We start from the raw sequence: 15799 nt of genomic DNA on the forward strand, positions 1-15799 counted from the left end.
TTCGATAAATATGTCCGGTTAGGACGAGGGAAAAATAAACTACGAAAGTTTGGGCGGCTGCCAGATAGAAATTGAAATGGCCTGTAGCTGAAGTGGGATGTAAGCCGTATTATGCTGTACAGGTAAAAGCTGGGCCGCAAAAACGATCGTTGTCCGTGTAGTGATGGTAAAGCCGATACAGGTACCACAGACATAAAACGGTGAACAGCCTTTGCAACAATTATCGTTATGTTCACTGCAAGCATGTTTTTCCGCTTTATCGGTTTTCAGTACATGGCTATCTTCTCGCGCTAAAGCGCAGCATGGTACCGCGGTTAGCGTATATACGATGAGAGATAAAACCAGGGCAATGAATTTCACGGTGTAAAAGTATAAAATTTACTAATACTCTGTGTTGTTGTTATGTGATATAATAGATTGCAAGATCTGTAAATGAAGAATAAGAGCCTGGCACCCTCAAATTTGACTGTCCAATTGATTGGGGTTATTTCGCAAGCTTCAAGGCATCAGCAAACTCACCGGACAGGGGGACTGTTTATGATAGCTGTGGGGGATGCTTCCACGTCGTGCTCGACACGCTTGAATTCAATTTCAATACTATTTGCATCGGTTGTAGAACAGCCTGCATTTAAGTGAACATAAGGTAACAACCCCTTGGGTCACCGTCGTTAGGCTTTCCGAGGGATCCCAGGTTGATCACATGTTTGAACTTTCAATATGGGGTTTCCAAATTCTGTGATACGGCTTGTGGAAGTGCACCACAAAAAGCAGATCTGCATCAGCTTCTTTAAGCATTTCCAAAACATAGTCTGCATCTGTGTCTATCAGTATGTATTCATCTATACTACTGGTACTGCCGTGCGCGAAAACAAGATTTAGTTTTTCACCGCTCAGTTTATATTCTAACCTGATATGCGCCGGAAGCGTTTTCAAATATCCCCTGTTATCCTCACGCAACGGCCATCGGTAACAGCATCTGCCTTTTTCCTCTACTAAAAAAATATCAGTCGATTTTGGCATTTCTCAATCTCAGGGAATTCAAAATAACGGAAACCGAGCTAAAACTCATCGCGAGTGCAGCTATCATGGGAGAAAGTAAAACTCCAAAAAACGGATATAAAATACCAGCCGCTATCGGAATCCCCAATACATTGTATCCCAGGGCAAAAAACAGGTTTCCTTTGATATTGCCCATTACTTTATGGCTCAACAACCTTGCTTTTGCGATCCCGTTTAAATCCCCCTTCACCAATGTAATCGAGGCACTCTGGATAGCAACGTCTGTTCCCGTGCCCATGGCAATCCCGATATCAGCCTGGGAAAGTGCAGGGGCATCATTGATGCCGTCACCTGCCATGGCTACCTTTTTGCCTTCGGCCTGTAGTTTTTTTATTTCATTCAGCTTATCTTCAGGCAACATCTGAGCTTTGAACCCATCCAGATTTAAAGTTGCGCTTACTGCCCTCGCTGTATCCTCATTGTCTCCGGTAAACATGATTACCTTGATGCCTTCCTGCTGGAGCTTTAGAATAGCAGCTGTGCTGGAATGCTTGATCTTATCCGAAATCACAACAAACCCCACTGCTTTATTTCCAACGGCCAAATAAGAAACCGTCTTGCCCTGCCTTTGAGCGGCACTAACCTGCTCGGACAGACTAGGATCAATCGCCGCTTTAACATGCTCCATCAGTTTTTGGTTCCCCAAAGCCAGTCTTTCCCCATTCAGACTGCCTGTTACGCCCTTCCCGGTAACGGCCTCAAAGTCGGATATAGCCTTAACGGATATTTCGTTTTCCTCCCCATAACGCAAAGTTGCCTGTGCCAATGGATGTTCGCTGCTGCTGTTCAAAGCCACAATTTTCTCCAGGATCTGTTTTTCGGTAAAGCCCTTATCTACGCTAACCACACTTTCAACCGAGGGCTTCCCCTCTGTAACCGTACCAGTTTTATCGATGACCACTACATCAATAGCATTCATTTTCTCAAGAGATTCCGCATTTTTGATCAGTATACCAGACTGAGCGCCCTTCCCTACTCCCACCATTACCGACATTGGGGTAGCCAGGCCTAGCGCACATGGGCATGCAATAATCAATACCGCGATTGCATTTACAAAAGCATAAACATAGGCCGGATCGGGGCCGTATACTGCCCATACCACGAACGTTACAATAGAAATCAATACCACAACAGGCACGAAATAACCTGAAATTTTATCGGCCATCTTTTGGATGGGCGCTTTTGAGCGGCTGGCGGAATTGACCATTTCGATGATCTGGGAAAGCAGTGTTTCTGAGCCTACCTTTTCGGCAAGCATGACAAAGGTCTTTTTACCATTGATGGTTCCTGAACTGATTTTATCCCCTATCTTTTTCTCAACAGGAAGGGGTTCTCCTGTGATCATGGATTCATCAATTACAGCTTCCCCGTTCTTAATACTACCATCCACCGGAATTTTTTCACCAGGCTTTACCCTCAGCAGATCTCCTTTCTGAATATCATCAATAGATACTGATATTTCCTTATCCCCGACCACTTTTGTTGCTGAATTAGGTGCCAGCTTCAACAGCTCCTTAATGGCGCTGTTGGTTTTGCCATGCGCCCGGGCTTCCAAAAGCTGACCGAGCAGTACCAGCGTAAGAATCACGGTTGCCGCCTCAAAATAAACGAAAACGGTGCCGTGATGTGTTTTAAACTGATCAGGAAAAACTCCGGGGAATAGAAGGGCGACAATACTGAAGCCCCAGGATACCCCGGCACCAATCCCAATCAGTGTAAACATGTTCAGTTTCCAGGTAATGATGGATTGCCATGCACGCTGAAAGAACATCCAGGTTGCATAAAAGACCACCGGAATAGAAAGAAAAAACTGAACCCAGTTCCAGTATTTAAGTTCCATTAGATCAAACAAAGGATTGCTGGGAATCATTTCCGTCATGGCAATAACAAAAATGGGTATGGTAAAACCTGCTGCAATCTTGAACTTTTTGAGCAGGGTTTCATAAGTTTTATCTTCTTCTTCAAGGTTTGTCCCTGTAGGTACCAGGTCCATTCCGCAGAGCGGACATGATCCTGGTTTGTCCCTGATAATCTCGGGATGCATGGGGCAGGTAAATTGAGATGCCTGTTTCTTGGCAGGCTGTTTTACCAGGTCCATCCCGCATACAGGGCAATGACTTGGCTTATCATAAGTCTTCTGACCTTGACAGTGCATAGGACAATAAAACAGGCCTCCCGCTTCATTTTTATCATCATTTTCAACCTTGTGACTTTGCTCATGGGTTGAATGATCATGATTAGGATGTTCTGAAGATTTTAGAACATGTTTTCCCTGAACTGCCATTTCAATACCGTAATGTCCGGCGGCAGAAAGAGCCTCCTGCAGCTTTTCCGTCGGGATATGTTCTTGCATAGTTATGACGGCTTCAGCAGGTTCAAGGGTCACCTGTGCAGAAACGCCATCAATCGCATTCAGCACATTTTCGACTTTGCTCCGGCAGCCCTGACAGCTCATTCCGGTTATTTTATAGGTGTGTTCCATGTTTTTGATTTGTTAATAGCTTAATGTCAATCCGGCGCCATAGCCCATATCACTGTCATAATGTGTTGAAAGCCCAAAATACTTAGTAACGATGTACCTGAATCCGGCCATATATTCCTTATCGGTATTGACCATAAACTGGAAGCGCAGTCTTTTGGAAACGGGGATATCTTCCCTCATCAGCTGAAACCTGACATTCCCCTTGTGATCGAGGGAAGCATCTGCAACGATCAGCAGTGGTAGGGTATATTGAACTCCCAAATGAAATACCTGCCTGAAATTTTTGGTATTTCCCTGCCCGAAAAGGTTGTTTCCCGGCGAAAGTGATTGCCCGAAAACATTCTTGTCCAAGGGATCAACCGTTCTTTTTCTAAAATCCCATCCGATATAGGGCAATAGCCATTGGTTTCTCCCGATATATCTTCCAAAATGACTTTCACTTTCATAGCCCATTTCCTTGTCAAACCCAATCCGCCATTCAGTGGTAAAGCGGTAACGGGTATTGGCGAGCATAATCTCTCCGTCGCTGCCATTGGTTTCGATTCCGATGCGTGCCATTGGATGAAATGCCCTGTCATCACTGAAAAGTTTTCGCTGTGCCAGCTTGGGGTCCGGGATTTCGGGATTAGGCGGAGAATTCTCATAACTGAATACCCTTCCCATACCGCTCATCATGTGATAGAGAATATGGCAGTGGAAGAACCAGTCGCCTCCTGGCTCTGTTGCTGCAAATTCAAGGGTATCCCGCTCCATGGGCATGATGTCGATAATGTTCTTCATCGGGGCATATTCTCCCTGCCGGTTAATTACCCTGAAGTCATGGCCATGAAGGTGCATAGGATGGCGCATCATACTGTTGTTGTAAAGGATTATCCTAACATTTTCGCCCTTTTTTATCAGTATCTTATCGCTTTCAGAAACGGTTTTGTTATCCAGCGTCCAGACGTAACGGTTCATATTTCCTGTAAGGTCAAACTTAAGTTCCTTCCATGGGCCTTTTGGCAGGGTTGTTTTCTTTGGATCTCGAAGCATATTATAGTTCAGAGTAACGATATCGGCGGTTTCTGCCTCCATATTCATCCCTGCCATGCTCTTGTCACCAGACATCTGCATACCAGGCATCCCCTTCATTTTTTTCTCTGTTTTTGAATTTTCTTCACCGGTTACCTCCGGGTACATCACCGTATTCATATCCATGATCTGGTTCTGCATCTTCATGCCTTCCATCTGTACCATATTGCCGCTCATATCCATCATATCGTTCATCATTTTCATTCCGGCAAAATACTTCAGTTTGGGCATTTTCTCTGCATGGACCTTTTCTCCCTTGCCCAGCCATAGTGATGCTGATCCCGTACGGTCTTCAGGAGTGACCAAAAATTCATAGCTCTTATTTTCCGGAATCGTGACCACTACATCATAGGTTTCGGAAACCGCTATAATCAGCCTGTCGACCTCTACAGGCTCCACATCATTTCCATCGGTAGCGACAACGGTAATCTTGCCCCCTGCATATTTAAGCCAGAAATAATCTGAGGCTCCACCGTTTGCAATACGCAGCCTTACCTTGTCCCCAGCCTTGAACTGCGGCTGTTCGTTCTGATTTTTCCCATTGATGAGAAAGGCTTCATAATAAACATCGCTCACATCCATGGCATTCATGCGCTTCCATTCATTGGCTACCTTTGTTTTAAAATGTCCGGTCCTGATCGCTTCTGCATAACTCTGGGTAGTCCCTTTTTGATGGCAAACCAGTCGTTGGCATTTTTCAGGCTTCTATGAACCTCCTCGGGCTTCATATCTGTCCATTCGCTAATGACTACTGGAAGGGTTGGAATATCCCACTCCGTACGTTTGTTCATGATAAATGCCCCATACATACCTATCTGTTCCTGAAGGCCGCTGTGGCTGTGGTACCAGTGCGTTCCATGTTGGACGATGGGAAACTTATAGATGTAGGTAGTGTGCGGTTTGATCGGCATTTGGGTCAGAAAAGGAACACCATCCATCTTGTTCGGAAGAAAAAGTCCGTGCCAGTGCAGCGCGGTTTCCTCGTCGAGATTATTGTGCACGTAGATCAGGGCGGTATCGCCCTGCGTAAAGGTCAGTGTGGGCATGGGGATCTGACCGTTTACCGCAATTGCCCGCTTTGATTTTCTCCCATAATTTACCGTTGTATCGGCTATGTAAAGATCATAACGCACGGTACGTGGTGGAAATTTATTCGCAACGGTCTTAATCGGGCCCAAATTGGCCTTTGCAGTTTTGATATTTTCCATGTCAGAACTGTTATCATCCATTGCCATGCCCGCCATATCCCCCATATCCTCACTCTTTTTGGAACTTTCCTTTGTTCCCCCATTCTGTTCAGGCGCTGACCTGGGCTTTTCCCTGATTAGCTTCATCCCGCATTTGGGACAGTTGCCAGGTTTGGAGTCATGGATCTCAGGGTGCATTGGGCAGGTATAGGTTACTGATTCCTCTTTTGGCTTACTTTCCAATTTTTCTGCCAGCATTTTCATGCCTTCCATAGCTCCCTTTTTTGTACCTTGCTTCTTTTTGCCCGGATCAGCTGTCTTTGCCTTATCCACTTTACCTTTCTGCAGGATAAGCTTCATTCCGCACTTTGGACAGTTACCGGGTTTTTCCGATTGTATTTCCGGGTGCATCACACAGGTATAGATTACCCTGGACTGACCAGCACTGCCGTTCTTGTCCGTTTTCATTCCCTTCATATCCTGGGCGGAAACCACAGAATAAATTATCAATAAAAAGACTGTTAATATATTTTTCATTTCTTTGTTAATTTAAAGAGCAGTGAGATTCTTTCTGTTCAAACTATCCCTTGAATTCTGTACCCACTTTATGAGTATCGACTTTTCCCTTGGATCTAATATTGCATTTCTGTGGATCAGGCTATAAGAGGAAAGCGGCATTGTACCATCTTTTAAGCTATTTTCTATGGCCCGCAGTTTGTTCTGACGCCTCCGCAAGGTATAGCCGGCAAATTCATTAAAGTTCAGCTCCTCTTTTCCCGATCGTATGTGACTGTTAAGGTACCAGTGAAGCGGCTGAACATAGGCATACCATGGATATTCCGTGTTGTTGCTGTGACAGTCATAACATGATTTTTTAAGTATCCCCTGCACATCATCAGGCATAGGAACAAGTGTGGATATATCCTGAGGCATAGCCTGCGCGCTTTTATTGCGTGCAGGCTGTAAGATCTGCATAAGCATGAAGATAACTAATAGCCCAAGAAAGGTTTTTTTATGCCCGTCATTTTTGTGCTATTTCAGTTCTTCTTTGACAGTGCCACAGGTGGGCATCGTTTTTCCAAGGTAAGGGTTTTTGATCTCCTTTATCTCACTCACCCAGATTGCACCCTTGTTATTGTTGTACATGGGACAACGGTCCACATACAGGGGCTTGTCAGTGCCAAGGAGCTTGATCATATCGTACATGTCTTTGCTCAGCATATCGAAATGCTCACGTTGATGGGCAATATTGCCTGCATTGGAACCGATATGCTCTGCGTGCTCTTTGGCATCATCCCGAATATCGCTATATGCCCTGGCCTGCTCCGAAGTCAATGATTTTTCATCAAAACTGGCGAACGCTGCGACCATTTCACTGCCTGCGGCGGCAGCTTGTTTATCATCGTCCGTGGTCAGGGCATTTTTCAGTTTCAGATAGCCGGATAAAAGCGCAGCCGTTTGGGATTTTTTTACATTATTGGTTTCCCTAGAAACATTTTTGGTCGTGGAATCCGCAACAGCGGAATCTTGCTTTTCATTTTTGCCATTTGTACAGGCGGCAAGGAAAAATAGTGGGCCCAGAAGGCTATATATTAATGTTTTCATTGTTTTTGATATATCTTGAATAAATTATTTCGAGCTGTATGTAGAATATATGCATACAGCTATATTGAACGGACCAAAACATCACAATGCTAAATGTCCGCTCAATAACAATATGAATTATTTGATAGTCTCCTTTACTGCACCACAGGTCAGCATCTGCTTACCGAAATAAGGGTTTTTGATACCAGCGTTATCAGAAAGCCAATAGCTCTTTTTCAATGGACAATAGGTATAATAAACAGGCGCTTTGGTGAGTTTAACGGCTTTTGCCAGTTTAAAAAGATTGGCAGAAAAAGTTGCGAAATATTCTCTCTGATGGGCAATATCCTTACTCTCCGATATGTGCTTGGCATCAAAGGCAAGCTTATCCTGTAAACCTATAAATATATTCATATCGGCTTCTGGCATTGACTTCATGTCCATGCTGCCCAGCGCTCTGGAAAACTCAGTGGCTTTTGAGGCGGCGACTGTCGCATCTGCATTTATCAATGCATTTTTGATATCGTAATAAGAAGTTAAAAGTGACTGTGTCTGGCTATTTTGCGCAAGGACGCGGCCAGTGAAAACGATTGCCAATAGGGCAACCAGAAAAAATATTTTTTTCATGATTTTAAGATTAAATGTTTACACTCTTTCCGCAGGAGTTTTGGCCGCGCGAAAGCCAGGCACCATGTCAATGTAACACGGGCTCTATTGGTAATTCTTGGTGAAATCTTATATCTGAAAGCTATTGATGGAAATCCGGATGTCCCTGTTGGGTGGCCGCTCCCGCTGTCCGGCGTAAACGCTCTTTTTGAGAGCCAGTTTGACAGAAGGAATTAAAAAGTTGTAATTATAATCTGGAAGCAATAGAACAGGTAGGATAACCTGGTTTTTAACGCTTTGGGGAACAAGCTTCCCCTGAACCACAAGGTCGTTGACCAGAGTCTTGCAACAGGGATCTTCTTTTGAAAGATTCGGTCCATTTGAAGCACTGTGTTTATGCACATGTGCACCTTTATGCTGATGATCATGTTTGTGATTATTCTTTTTAGAGGAAACATGTACATCACTTTCTCCATGATTATCTCTTTCCATTCCAACTGCACAGGCAAGGCCAACAACAGTGTTGAGCAGAAAAATCACTAAAAGAAAGATGGCTTTGGTTTTCATCAGACTACAAATCTATATAAAGATGCAAAATTAAATTTATATAATTTCCCATATCTTTTATATAATTATATTAGAAAATCACCTCAAATTTCTGACATTGAACTTGTTTCAATATTTTTCGGCCCCTCGAAAAGTAATTTCGTTTCGCAGACTCCGACCTGTCAAATGCTGGATTTGCTTTTCACCAAGGTCCAGACAGTATTAGCGCAATCAAGCTACATACTATGCCAAATTTTACTTACCATGGGTATTTATCCATAAGATATGACGCACCAAATCATAACCTTACCCTCCATTTTTGAATATCGATTCACTCTCCAAGAGGTAGGCTCTACTGGTGACCACTATTTCACCTAGTGAAATGCCAGACAATACCTGCACATAGCCCCCGTTCCCTGCTCCGGTATTGACCTTTCTTCCAGAAAAACTTCCATCACGATTTTTGATCCATACCTTATTGCCTTTACCTCCTGCTAGTATTGAAGATGTGGGCACAGCAACAGCATTCTGTTTTCCATTACCAATGGAAATGTATGCCAACATCCCCGGCCTGATCAGCCCCTGCGTATTTGGAACTGCGATCCGGATGAGCACAACCTTAGATTCATCTGATAGTTCAGGATTTACAAATTCCACCTTGCCTTTAACAACCTGTCCGTTCAGATCTGGAAAAGAGACATTCACCATGTCATTTTCCTTATAGTTTCCGCTTTCGCCGGCATATAACTGCGCCTCTATCCATAGATTGGCTAACCCTTGCGTTTTTAATATAGCCATCCCTTCAGTTACGTAATCACCCTCGTGGATGGCTATGTCGCTTACCGTTCCGTTAACCTTGCTGTATATGGTAACAGTGGCCGAAGTTTTGGACAAAGAAGAAAGATTTATGATCTGGGCGGAGTTCAGGCCCCATAACAATAACTTGTGCTCTACTGTCTTGATCATGGCCTCATAATCGACGGCAGGATTATTTAATACCTTCTGCTGCTGCCTGGCCAAAAGGTATTCTTTTTCGGCTGATAACAGGTCTTCGCTATAAATGGAATACACTGCCTGACCTATTGTTATTTTTTCTCCAACGGACCTAACAAATAAACGCTGTATGCGTCCGGCCACTCTTGCACTGATCTCTTCCGCCTTACTTTCGTCCGTGGCAACTGTTCCGGTCAGAAGTTTTTCGCCCCCTGTATTTTCTTCCCTTACCGTATCAACTGTTATGCCTGCCAACTGAATCTGGCTTGCTGTCAATGTTATTTTTTCCGTGGCAGAATTTCCTGATCCAGTAAGTTCGACCTTGATCAGTTTCATGCCACAGATCGGACAGTTGCCGGGATGGTCTTCATGTATCTGTGGATGCATGGAACAGGTATAGTAAAATTTGCTTTTTGCTTTTGCCGCCGGCTCTGCTTTTTGTTTGCAGCTGTTAAATATACTTACTGAAAGCACAATAATCAGTAAGGCACAGATCCTTTTCAGGTTAATTCTTTTTATGTTATTCATGACCCTTTGTTTTGATGAAACTCTCACTGTCTGTTAAATACCCTGCATCTACTGCCAGGGTATCGGTTGCGGAAAGGCCTCTTGTTATCTGTATTTCGTTCCCTTTGAAAGTCCCAATATTTACACTATGTGCATAGTATAAGCTGCCTTTTTTTAGCCAGATTATTTTTGTCTGCCCAAGATCCTGCAGAGCAGACCTCGGTATCCAAAGCCCTTTGGATTTTCCCGTCTCTATTGAGGCATTGATTAGACTGTTTACCTTCAGCTGATGTTCCATATTGTCCAGATAAACCCTTGCGCTAACCGTTTTGTCACCTTGCTGAAGGGTAGGTTCAATAAAATCTACTTTCCCATATAACGTTTTACCTGGCAGATCCGGCAGGGTAATCTTAACCGGTTGATTTAACTCTAAGCTGGCCAGTGAATTTCTGTCGATCTTGATAATGGCCTGGAACAGGGCAGCCCAGGTGATCAGCTCAGGCATAATCTGGTAAGGGTGCCTTAAAATATGAACCGGCCTATGGTCCGACAGAGAAAGCCTGCGTTTTTTAAGGTAGACGGTAAAAAGAAGAATTGCGCAAAGCAGCAACCCTCCCGGTAAGCTTCCCCTTGGAGAGAGGATGATTTGTCCGGGTTCAGCAGCAAAAGCAGCATAGTTCCCTGCAGCATAAACCAGTTTATACCCGATAAGAAAACCTAAAAATCCATTGGTTATCCATTCCCATAACAAAATCTCCTTCTTAGGCTGTATAATAATCTCAACAGGTGCTATATGTCCTGCAGCCTCCTTTCTTTTAAGCTCAGCAGAAAACAGCAGGTAACCAGAAATAAATGCCAGGGCCACAAAGAAACCGAAAGTCTGAACGGGAAGCGGAATATATATTCCAAATAGGTATTCAATAAGATGGGTCAGGGTTGGGAACATAGGCAGAAACTGAAAAACCGCAACGTAAAAAAATATATTAGCCGCCATCAGGAAATTGCCCCAAGTAGTCCATAAAGTGGGGACCCTTTAAAAAGCAGATCCCCACTGATCCTATTTGGATAACAATAAGTCTTAAGCCAGCAAGCGTTTGAGCCACTTTAATTCAATATATAAAATTAAATGCCCAAAGACTAGTAAGCCACGCCTCAGAAGCTAATTATGACCTCATTGTTACGATTCATAGTTATGGTGGTACCTTTAAAAAGTCGCACTGATCGGGCTATTTCTTTCCGGGTCGATCAAAAAACATAAAGATTAACAAGGGATAAAAAATAAAAAACAATATGTGATTTTTGTCAGCTTTATCCCTGGACGAAGTGTTAGGTTTACTTTGGAAAAAACGCGCTGCATGTTTTAATTAGGGAACCATAGAGAGTTTCTTTGTAAATTTATTATACCCTTTATTCTATATCCAAAAAATGTATTCCAATATTTTAAAGAATTTTGGCGCAGGCCTGCAGTATAGTTATCTTTAAAATCCAAAACAGCTAAAATGAAAGATATGACCATTGCGGAATACATCGAAAGACTTTTTCCCCAGTTTGAACCTGCCCTTAAGACCATCCTTATCGAGAATGCGACGCTTAGGGATTTTCAGGGAGGTGATATGCTCATGCAAACTGGGCAGAATATGCGCTCCACGGTGCTTATCGTAGAAGGCATGGTAAAGCTCTACAGGGAGGGAGAAGATGGACAGGAATTCTTTATGTATTATCTCCAGCCAGGAAATGCGTGTGCACTTTCCATGATATGCGCAACCAAACAGGAAACCAGTCAGGTAATGGCAAAGGCCATTGAACAGACCAAGGTACTCATGATTCCGATTGCCCTGATGGATAAGCTGATGCGGGATTACAGAACATGGTATTACTTTGTCATTGAAACATACCGTATGCGCTTTGAAGAACTCCTCTTTGTCATCGATAATATCGCCTTTAAGGCAATGGATGAGCGGCTGGCCTTTTACCTGAAAAAGCAAGCTGGAGATTTAAACACAAAAGAACTGCACCTTACCCACAGTGAAATTGCATCTGATTTGAACACCTCCCGGGAAGTAATTTCAAGGCTGCTTAAGAAAATGGAGCAGGCAGGAGAAATTAAGATGTACCGTAATTACATCGAATATTTAGCCTAAGCCCATAAAAAGAATAAAGTTATTTTTACTGCGAAAGGCATCACTTCTTGAAAATATAATGAGTGTGACAAAAGTCACCAACATTGGTAGATGATAACTCGATTTTTGTTAAAAAATAACAGAAATGGAAATCATTGCATACGTTGCATCTGCCTTAATTGGAATTTCGCTTGGATTGATCGGCGGTGGCGGTTCTATCCTCACCATGCCGGTACTGGTTTACCTATTTGGGGTTAATCCGCTATTGGCTACTTCTTATTCATTGTTCATCGTTGGCTCTACAAGTTTAGCAGGTACAGTCGGGAATTTTAAGCGTGGGCTGGTGAATATTAAAACAGCTTTGCTGTTTGGTAGTGCATCCATCTCAACTGTATTCTTAACCCGCAAATTCATTATCCCCCTTATACCCAAGATAATAATAAAAATCGGCGATTTTGAGTTAACAGAAAACATGCTCATGATGGTACTCTTTGCAGTTTTGATGGTAGCGGCTGCAACAGCGATGATTAAAGGTGCAAGAGCAGAAAGCAGCACCCGAATAGAAAAACCCCACTTCACATCGGTAAACTGTTTTTATACGGCATTGCCATCGGCCTCGCTACTGGTTTTTTGGGTGCTGGTGGTGGCTTTCTACTTATTCCTACACTTGTTATTTTAGTGGGCTTACCCATGAAAGAGGCCGTAGGTACTTCACTTTTCATCATAGCGCTTAATTCGCTCATCGGTTTCACCGGCGATCTTGGACATTTCCATATCGACTGGATCTTTCTCGCCAAAATTACTACCGTTGCCATTGCCGGTATCGTGGTAGGTGGAATGATAAACAAAAAAATAGATGGAGGAAAACTGAAGAAAGGTTTCGGGTGGTTTGTACTGGTTATGGGTTGCTACATCATTCTAAAAGAGGTAATATTTAAGTAACCTTCAGAAACAAACTCCTTGTGTGACAAAAGTCACCAACGACCATATCGTTAAGGATTAATTTTGACATACTAATTTAATCATCATGATTATAGAACAAATTTACACCGGATGTCTGGCACAAGGTGCCTATTATATAGAAAGCAACGGAGAGGCGGCCATTATCGATCCGCTTCGAGAGGTTAGTCCGTATATGGAACGTGCACGGAAGAACAACGCAAAAATAAAATACGTGCTCGAAACACATTTCCATGCCGATTTTGTATCCGGACACATTGATCTGGCTAAAGAAAGCGGCGCAGAAATCGTTTACGGGCCGAATGCAAAACCCGACTTTGATTTTTACGGTGCGAAAGACGGAGAAGTGTTGCGACTTGGTGGGGCAAAGATTAAAGTGTTGCACACCCCAGGACATACCATGGAAAGCACCTGTTTCCTGGTTAGCGATGAGCAAGGAAAGGAAATAGCACTGTTCTCCGGCGATACGCTTTTTATAGGCGATGTGGGAAGACCCGATCTGGCACAGAAACCGGTCAGTGAGCTTACAAGTGAGATGCTAGCAGGTTATCTCTTTGATTCTTTACGCAATAAGATCATGCCTTTAAGCGATGATATTATGGTTTATCCTGCACATGGTGCGGGTAGCGCATGCGGAAAAAATATGAGCAAAGAGACCACCGATCTTTTGGGAAATCAAAAGAAGACCAATTATGCGCTAAGGGCAGGCATGTCCAAAGACGAATTCATTAAAGAGGTTACTGATGGTCTTTTACCGCCTCCTGCATATTTTCCTGAAAACGTCATGATGAACATCCATGGATATGATAGTTTTAACAAAGTGATAGAACGAGGCATGCAAGCCCTTAACCCCGATGCTTTTGAGCGGGTTGCAAATGAAACAGGAGCGGTAATTCTCGACACAAGAGCTCCAGAGGATTTTATAAAAGGCTTTCTCCCAAACTCGGTAAATATTGGCATCGATGGAAATTTCGCCCCCTGGGTAGGAACTTTAATCCCGGACATTAAACATCCTATTTTACTTATTACAGATGAGGGTAGAATTGAAGAAGTGCTCACCCGTTTATCAAGAGTAGGATTTGATGGTGCAGTAGGTTACCTAGATGGCGGCGTCGTTGCCTGGAAAAAAGCTGGTCAGGAAACCGACGAGATAAAATCGGTTTGTGTAGCCCGGCTGGCCGAAATCGGCAAAAAAGCGGAGGTAAATATTCTGGACGTCAGAAAAACAAAGGAATACTTAAGCGAGCATGTCGAGGGTGCTGTCAACCTTCCACTGGATTATATCAACGAAAACCTCGGCACCGTCGATAAAACCAAGACCTACTTTGTTCACTGTGCAGGTGGTTACCGTTCTGTTATTTTCAATTCCATCATGCGCTCACGCGGGTACCACAACCTCATCGATGTGGCTGGTGGTTTTAAGGCCATACAGGAAAACGGATGTATTCCGACTACAGCATTTGTATGTCCAAGTACCTTAATATAAAAGGGATATGAAAAATGAGAAAAAATCGCACTGGGAAAAGGTGTATTTAGAAAAAAGTCCTGACCAGGTCAGCTGGACGCAGGTCTACCCCACAGTTTCAATGGAGATGATAACGGGGTTCAATCTGGATAAATCTGCTCCGATAATCGATATTGGCGGGGGAGACAGTCTGCTTGTGGATTTTTTGCTTCAGGAAGGCTACAGCGATATTACCGTAGTGGATATATCTTCCCGGGCATTGGAAAAGGCAAAGGCAAGGCTTGGAGAACTGTCTGGCAGGATACACTGGATCGAGACAGACATCAGGGATTTTGTGCCGCAAAGAAGTTATGCAGTCTGGCATGACCGGGCCACTTTTCATTTCCTTCATTCATCAGAGGAAATCCATAGTTATGCAAACACGGCAGGTCAGTTTACCGGAGAATACTTGGTCATGGCGACTTTTTCGCTCACCGGACCAGAAAAATGCAGTGGCCTGCCCGTTTCAAGATACAGTGAAAGAACGCTGCGCGAGATATTTAGAGAAGGGTTTACCGAAATAGAGTGCAGGCCGCAAGAGCACACTACCCCAATGCAAAGCACGCAGGATTTTCTGTTCTGCAGCTTTAAAAAAAATACAGAGCAATAAGAAACGAATAAATACAATGAATAAACTACTTCAAATGATCAGCAGTTTTTTTCAAAAGGTGCGTACAACCTCGATGGCTACCACTTCAAAAACGAATTTACAAAAAGCAGTGACGCAGTCCTCTTAGATGTAAGGACAAAGCCTGAATATGCCCCAGGCGCGCTTCCTTCAGCCATATATATCGATTTCCTGGGTTCTGCCTTTTCTTTAGAACTTGCAAAGCTGGATAAGGCCAAGCGGTATTTCCTCTATTGCAGAAGTGGAAAGCGTTCCTCCTCAGCGGTATCGGAGATGAGAAAACTTGGGGTGGAAGCATTCAACCTGGTTGGAGGTATCGGTACCTGGCCAAAATGAAGAAATATATTCAAGAAATATTGATCTATTCAACGCTGCCGGCCGGATTTCTTCGGGATGGCAGTTTGCTAAAATGATTCAGCACTTACTTGCTCAAACCGCCACAGGCATTACCTTTTAACAACAACAAAAACACCCATATTAACATTTCATTTAAAAAAACATGATTGATTTTATTAAACAACCCTGGCCTTGGTATTTCTCGGGCAGCATGAT

The 15799-nt window shown here is 43.5% G+C and carries 16 protein-coding genes and 1 pseudogene; 6 read left to right on the plus strand and 11 right to left on the minus strand.

Annotated elements, in window-relative coordinates:
- Positions 1-39 precede the first annotated feature (39 nt).
- The 11 genes from ACQ86H_RS23545 to ACQ86H_RS23595 all read right to left on the minus strand — a co-directional run bounded on the left by ACQ86H_RS23545 (position 40) and on the right by ACQ86H_RS23595 (position 10981).
- Positions 40-360 carry a DUF6660 family protein gene (locus ACQ86H_RS23545; protein ID WP_056095236.1) on the minus strand — a complete coding sequence of 107 codons (321 nt, stop codon included), beginning with the start codon at positions 358-360 and terminating at the stop codon, positions 40-42.
- A gap of 336 nt (positions 361-696) precedes the next feature.
- A complete protein-coding gene (locus tag ACQ86H_RS23550; protein WP_139222307.1) occupies positions 697-933 on the minus strand; it encodes a hypothetical protein in 237 nt (78 codons plus the stop codon).
- Between the two features lie 70 nt (positions 934-1003).
- Positions 1004-3541: a heavy metal translocating P-type ATPase gene (locus ACQ86H_RS23555; protein WP_431292688.1), complete on the minus strand. Its 2538-nt coding sequence runs from the start codon at positions 3539-3541 to the stop codon at positions 1004-1006.
- Positions 3542-3553: 12 nt separating this feature from the next.
- Positions 3554-5203, minus strand: coding sequence for a multicopper oxidase family protein (locus tag ACQ86H_RS23560; protein WP_431292689.1), 1650 nt, complete (start codon positions 5201-5203; stop codon positions 3554-3556).
- Positions 5204-5220: 17 nt separating this feature from the next.
- On the minus strand, positions 5221-6336 hold the full coding sequence (locus tag ACQ86H_RS23565) for a multicopper oxidase domain-containing protein (protein ID WP_431292690.1): 1116 nt from the start codon (positions 6334-6336) through the stop codon (positions 5221-5223).
- Positions 6337-6348: 12 nt separating this feature from the next.
- A complete protein-coding gene (locus tag ACQ86H_RS23570; protein WP_431292691.1) occupies positions 6349-6780 on the minus strand; it encodes a heme-binding domain-containing protein in 432 nt (143 codons plus the stop codon).
- A gap of 51 nt (positions 6781-6831) precedes the next feature.
- Positions 6832-7404: a DUF3347 domain-containing protein gene (locus ACQ86H_RS23575; RefSeq protein WP_056095249.1), complete on the minus strand. Its 573-nt coding sequence runs from the start codon at positions 7402-7404 to the stop codon at positions 6832-6834.
- 117 nt (positions 7405-7521) lie between these two features.
- Positions 7522-8010, minus strand: a complete 489-nt coding sequence (locus ACQ86H_RS23580; protein ID WP_056095252.1) for a DUF3347 domain-containing protein — start codon at positions 8008-8010, stop codon at positions 7522-7524.
- 108 nt (positions 8011-8118) lie between these two features.
- On the minus strand, positions 8119-8556 hold the full coding sequence (locus ACQ86H_RS23585; protein WP_056095255.1) for a hypothetical protein: 438 nt from the start codon (positions 8554-8556) through the stop codon (positions 8119-8121).
- 285 nt (positions 8557-8841) lie between these two features.
- Positions 8842-10056 carry an efflux RND transporter periplasmic adaptor subunit gene (locus tag ACQ86H_RS23590; protein ID WP_431292692.1) on the minus strand — a complete coding sequence of 405 codons (1215 nt, stop codon included), beginning with the start codon at positions 10054-10056 and terminating at the stop codon, positions 8842-8844.
- Positions 10049-10981, minus strand: a complete 933-nt coding sequence (locus ACQ86H_RS23595; RefSeq protein WP_159435276.1) for an efflux RND transporter periplasmic adaptor subunit — start codon at positions 10979-10981, stop codon at positions 10049-10051. The genes ACQ86H_RS23590 and ACQ86H_RS23595 overlap by 8 nt, the downstream gene beginning before the upstream one ends.
- Before the next feature lie 553 nt (positions 10982-11534).
- Here ACQ86H_RS23595 and ACQ86H_RS23600 point away from each other — a divergent pair.
- The 6 genes and pseudogenes from ACQ86H_RS23600 to ACQ86H_RS23625 form a co-directional block, all read left to right on the plus strand.
- Entirely contained in the window at positions 11535-12176 is a 642-nt protein-coding gene (locus ACQ86H_RS23600) for a Crp/Fnr family transcriptional regulator (protein ID WP_090985886.1), read from the plus strand.
- 124 nt (positions 12177-12300) lie between these two features.
- Positions 12301-12834 (plus strand): TSUP family transporter, encoded by a 534-nt coding sequence (locus tag ACQ86H_RS23605; RefSeq protein WP_431292693.1) that lies wholly within the window; start codon positions 12301-12303, stop codon positions 12832-12834.
- Positions 12765-13097 (plus strand): TSUP family transporter, encoded by a 333-nt coding sequence (locus ACQ86H_RS23610; protein ID WP_431295462.1) that lies wholly within the window; start codon positions 12765-12767, stop codon positions 13095-13097. The genes ACQ86H_RS23605 and ACQ86H_RS23610 overlap by 70 nt, the downstream gene beginning before the upstream one ends.
- 85 nt (positions 13098-13182) lie before the next feature.
- A complete protein-coding gene (locus ACQ86H_RS23615) occupies positions 13183-14601 on the plus strand; it encodes an MBL fold metallo-hydrolase (RefSeq protein WP_056095268.1) in 1419 nt (472 codons plus the stop codon).
- 7 nt (positions 14602-14608) lie between these two features.
- Complete coding sequence (locus ACQ86H_RS23620; protein WP_056095270.1) at positions 14609-15229, plus strand: class I SAM-dependent methyltransferase; 621 nt, start codon at positions 14609-14611, stop codon at positions 15227-15229.
- A gap of 165 nt (positions 15230-15394) precedes the next feature.
- A pseudogene (locus ACQ86H_RS23625) lies at positions 15395-15583 on the plus strand (rhodanese-like domain-containing protein); the annotation flags it as partial.
- Positions 15584-15799: the final 216 nt, after the last annotated feature.

This window comes from Pedobacter sp. P26, from assembly GCF_050632135.1.
GTDB lineage: Bacteria > Bacteroidota > Bacteroidia > Sphingobacteriales > Sphingobacteriaceae > Pedobacter.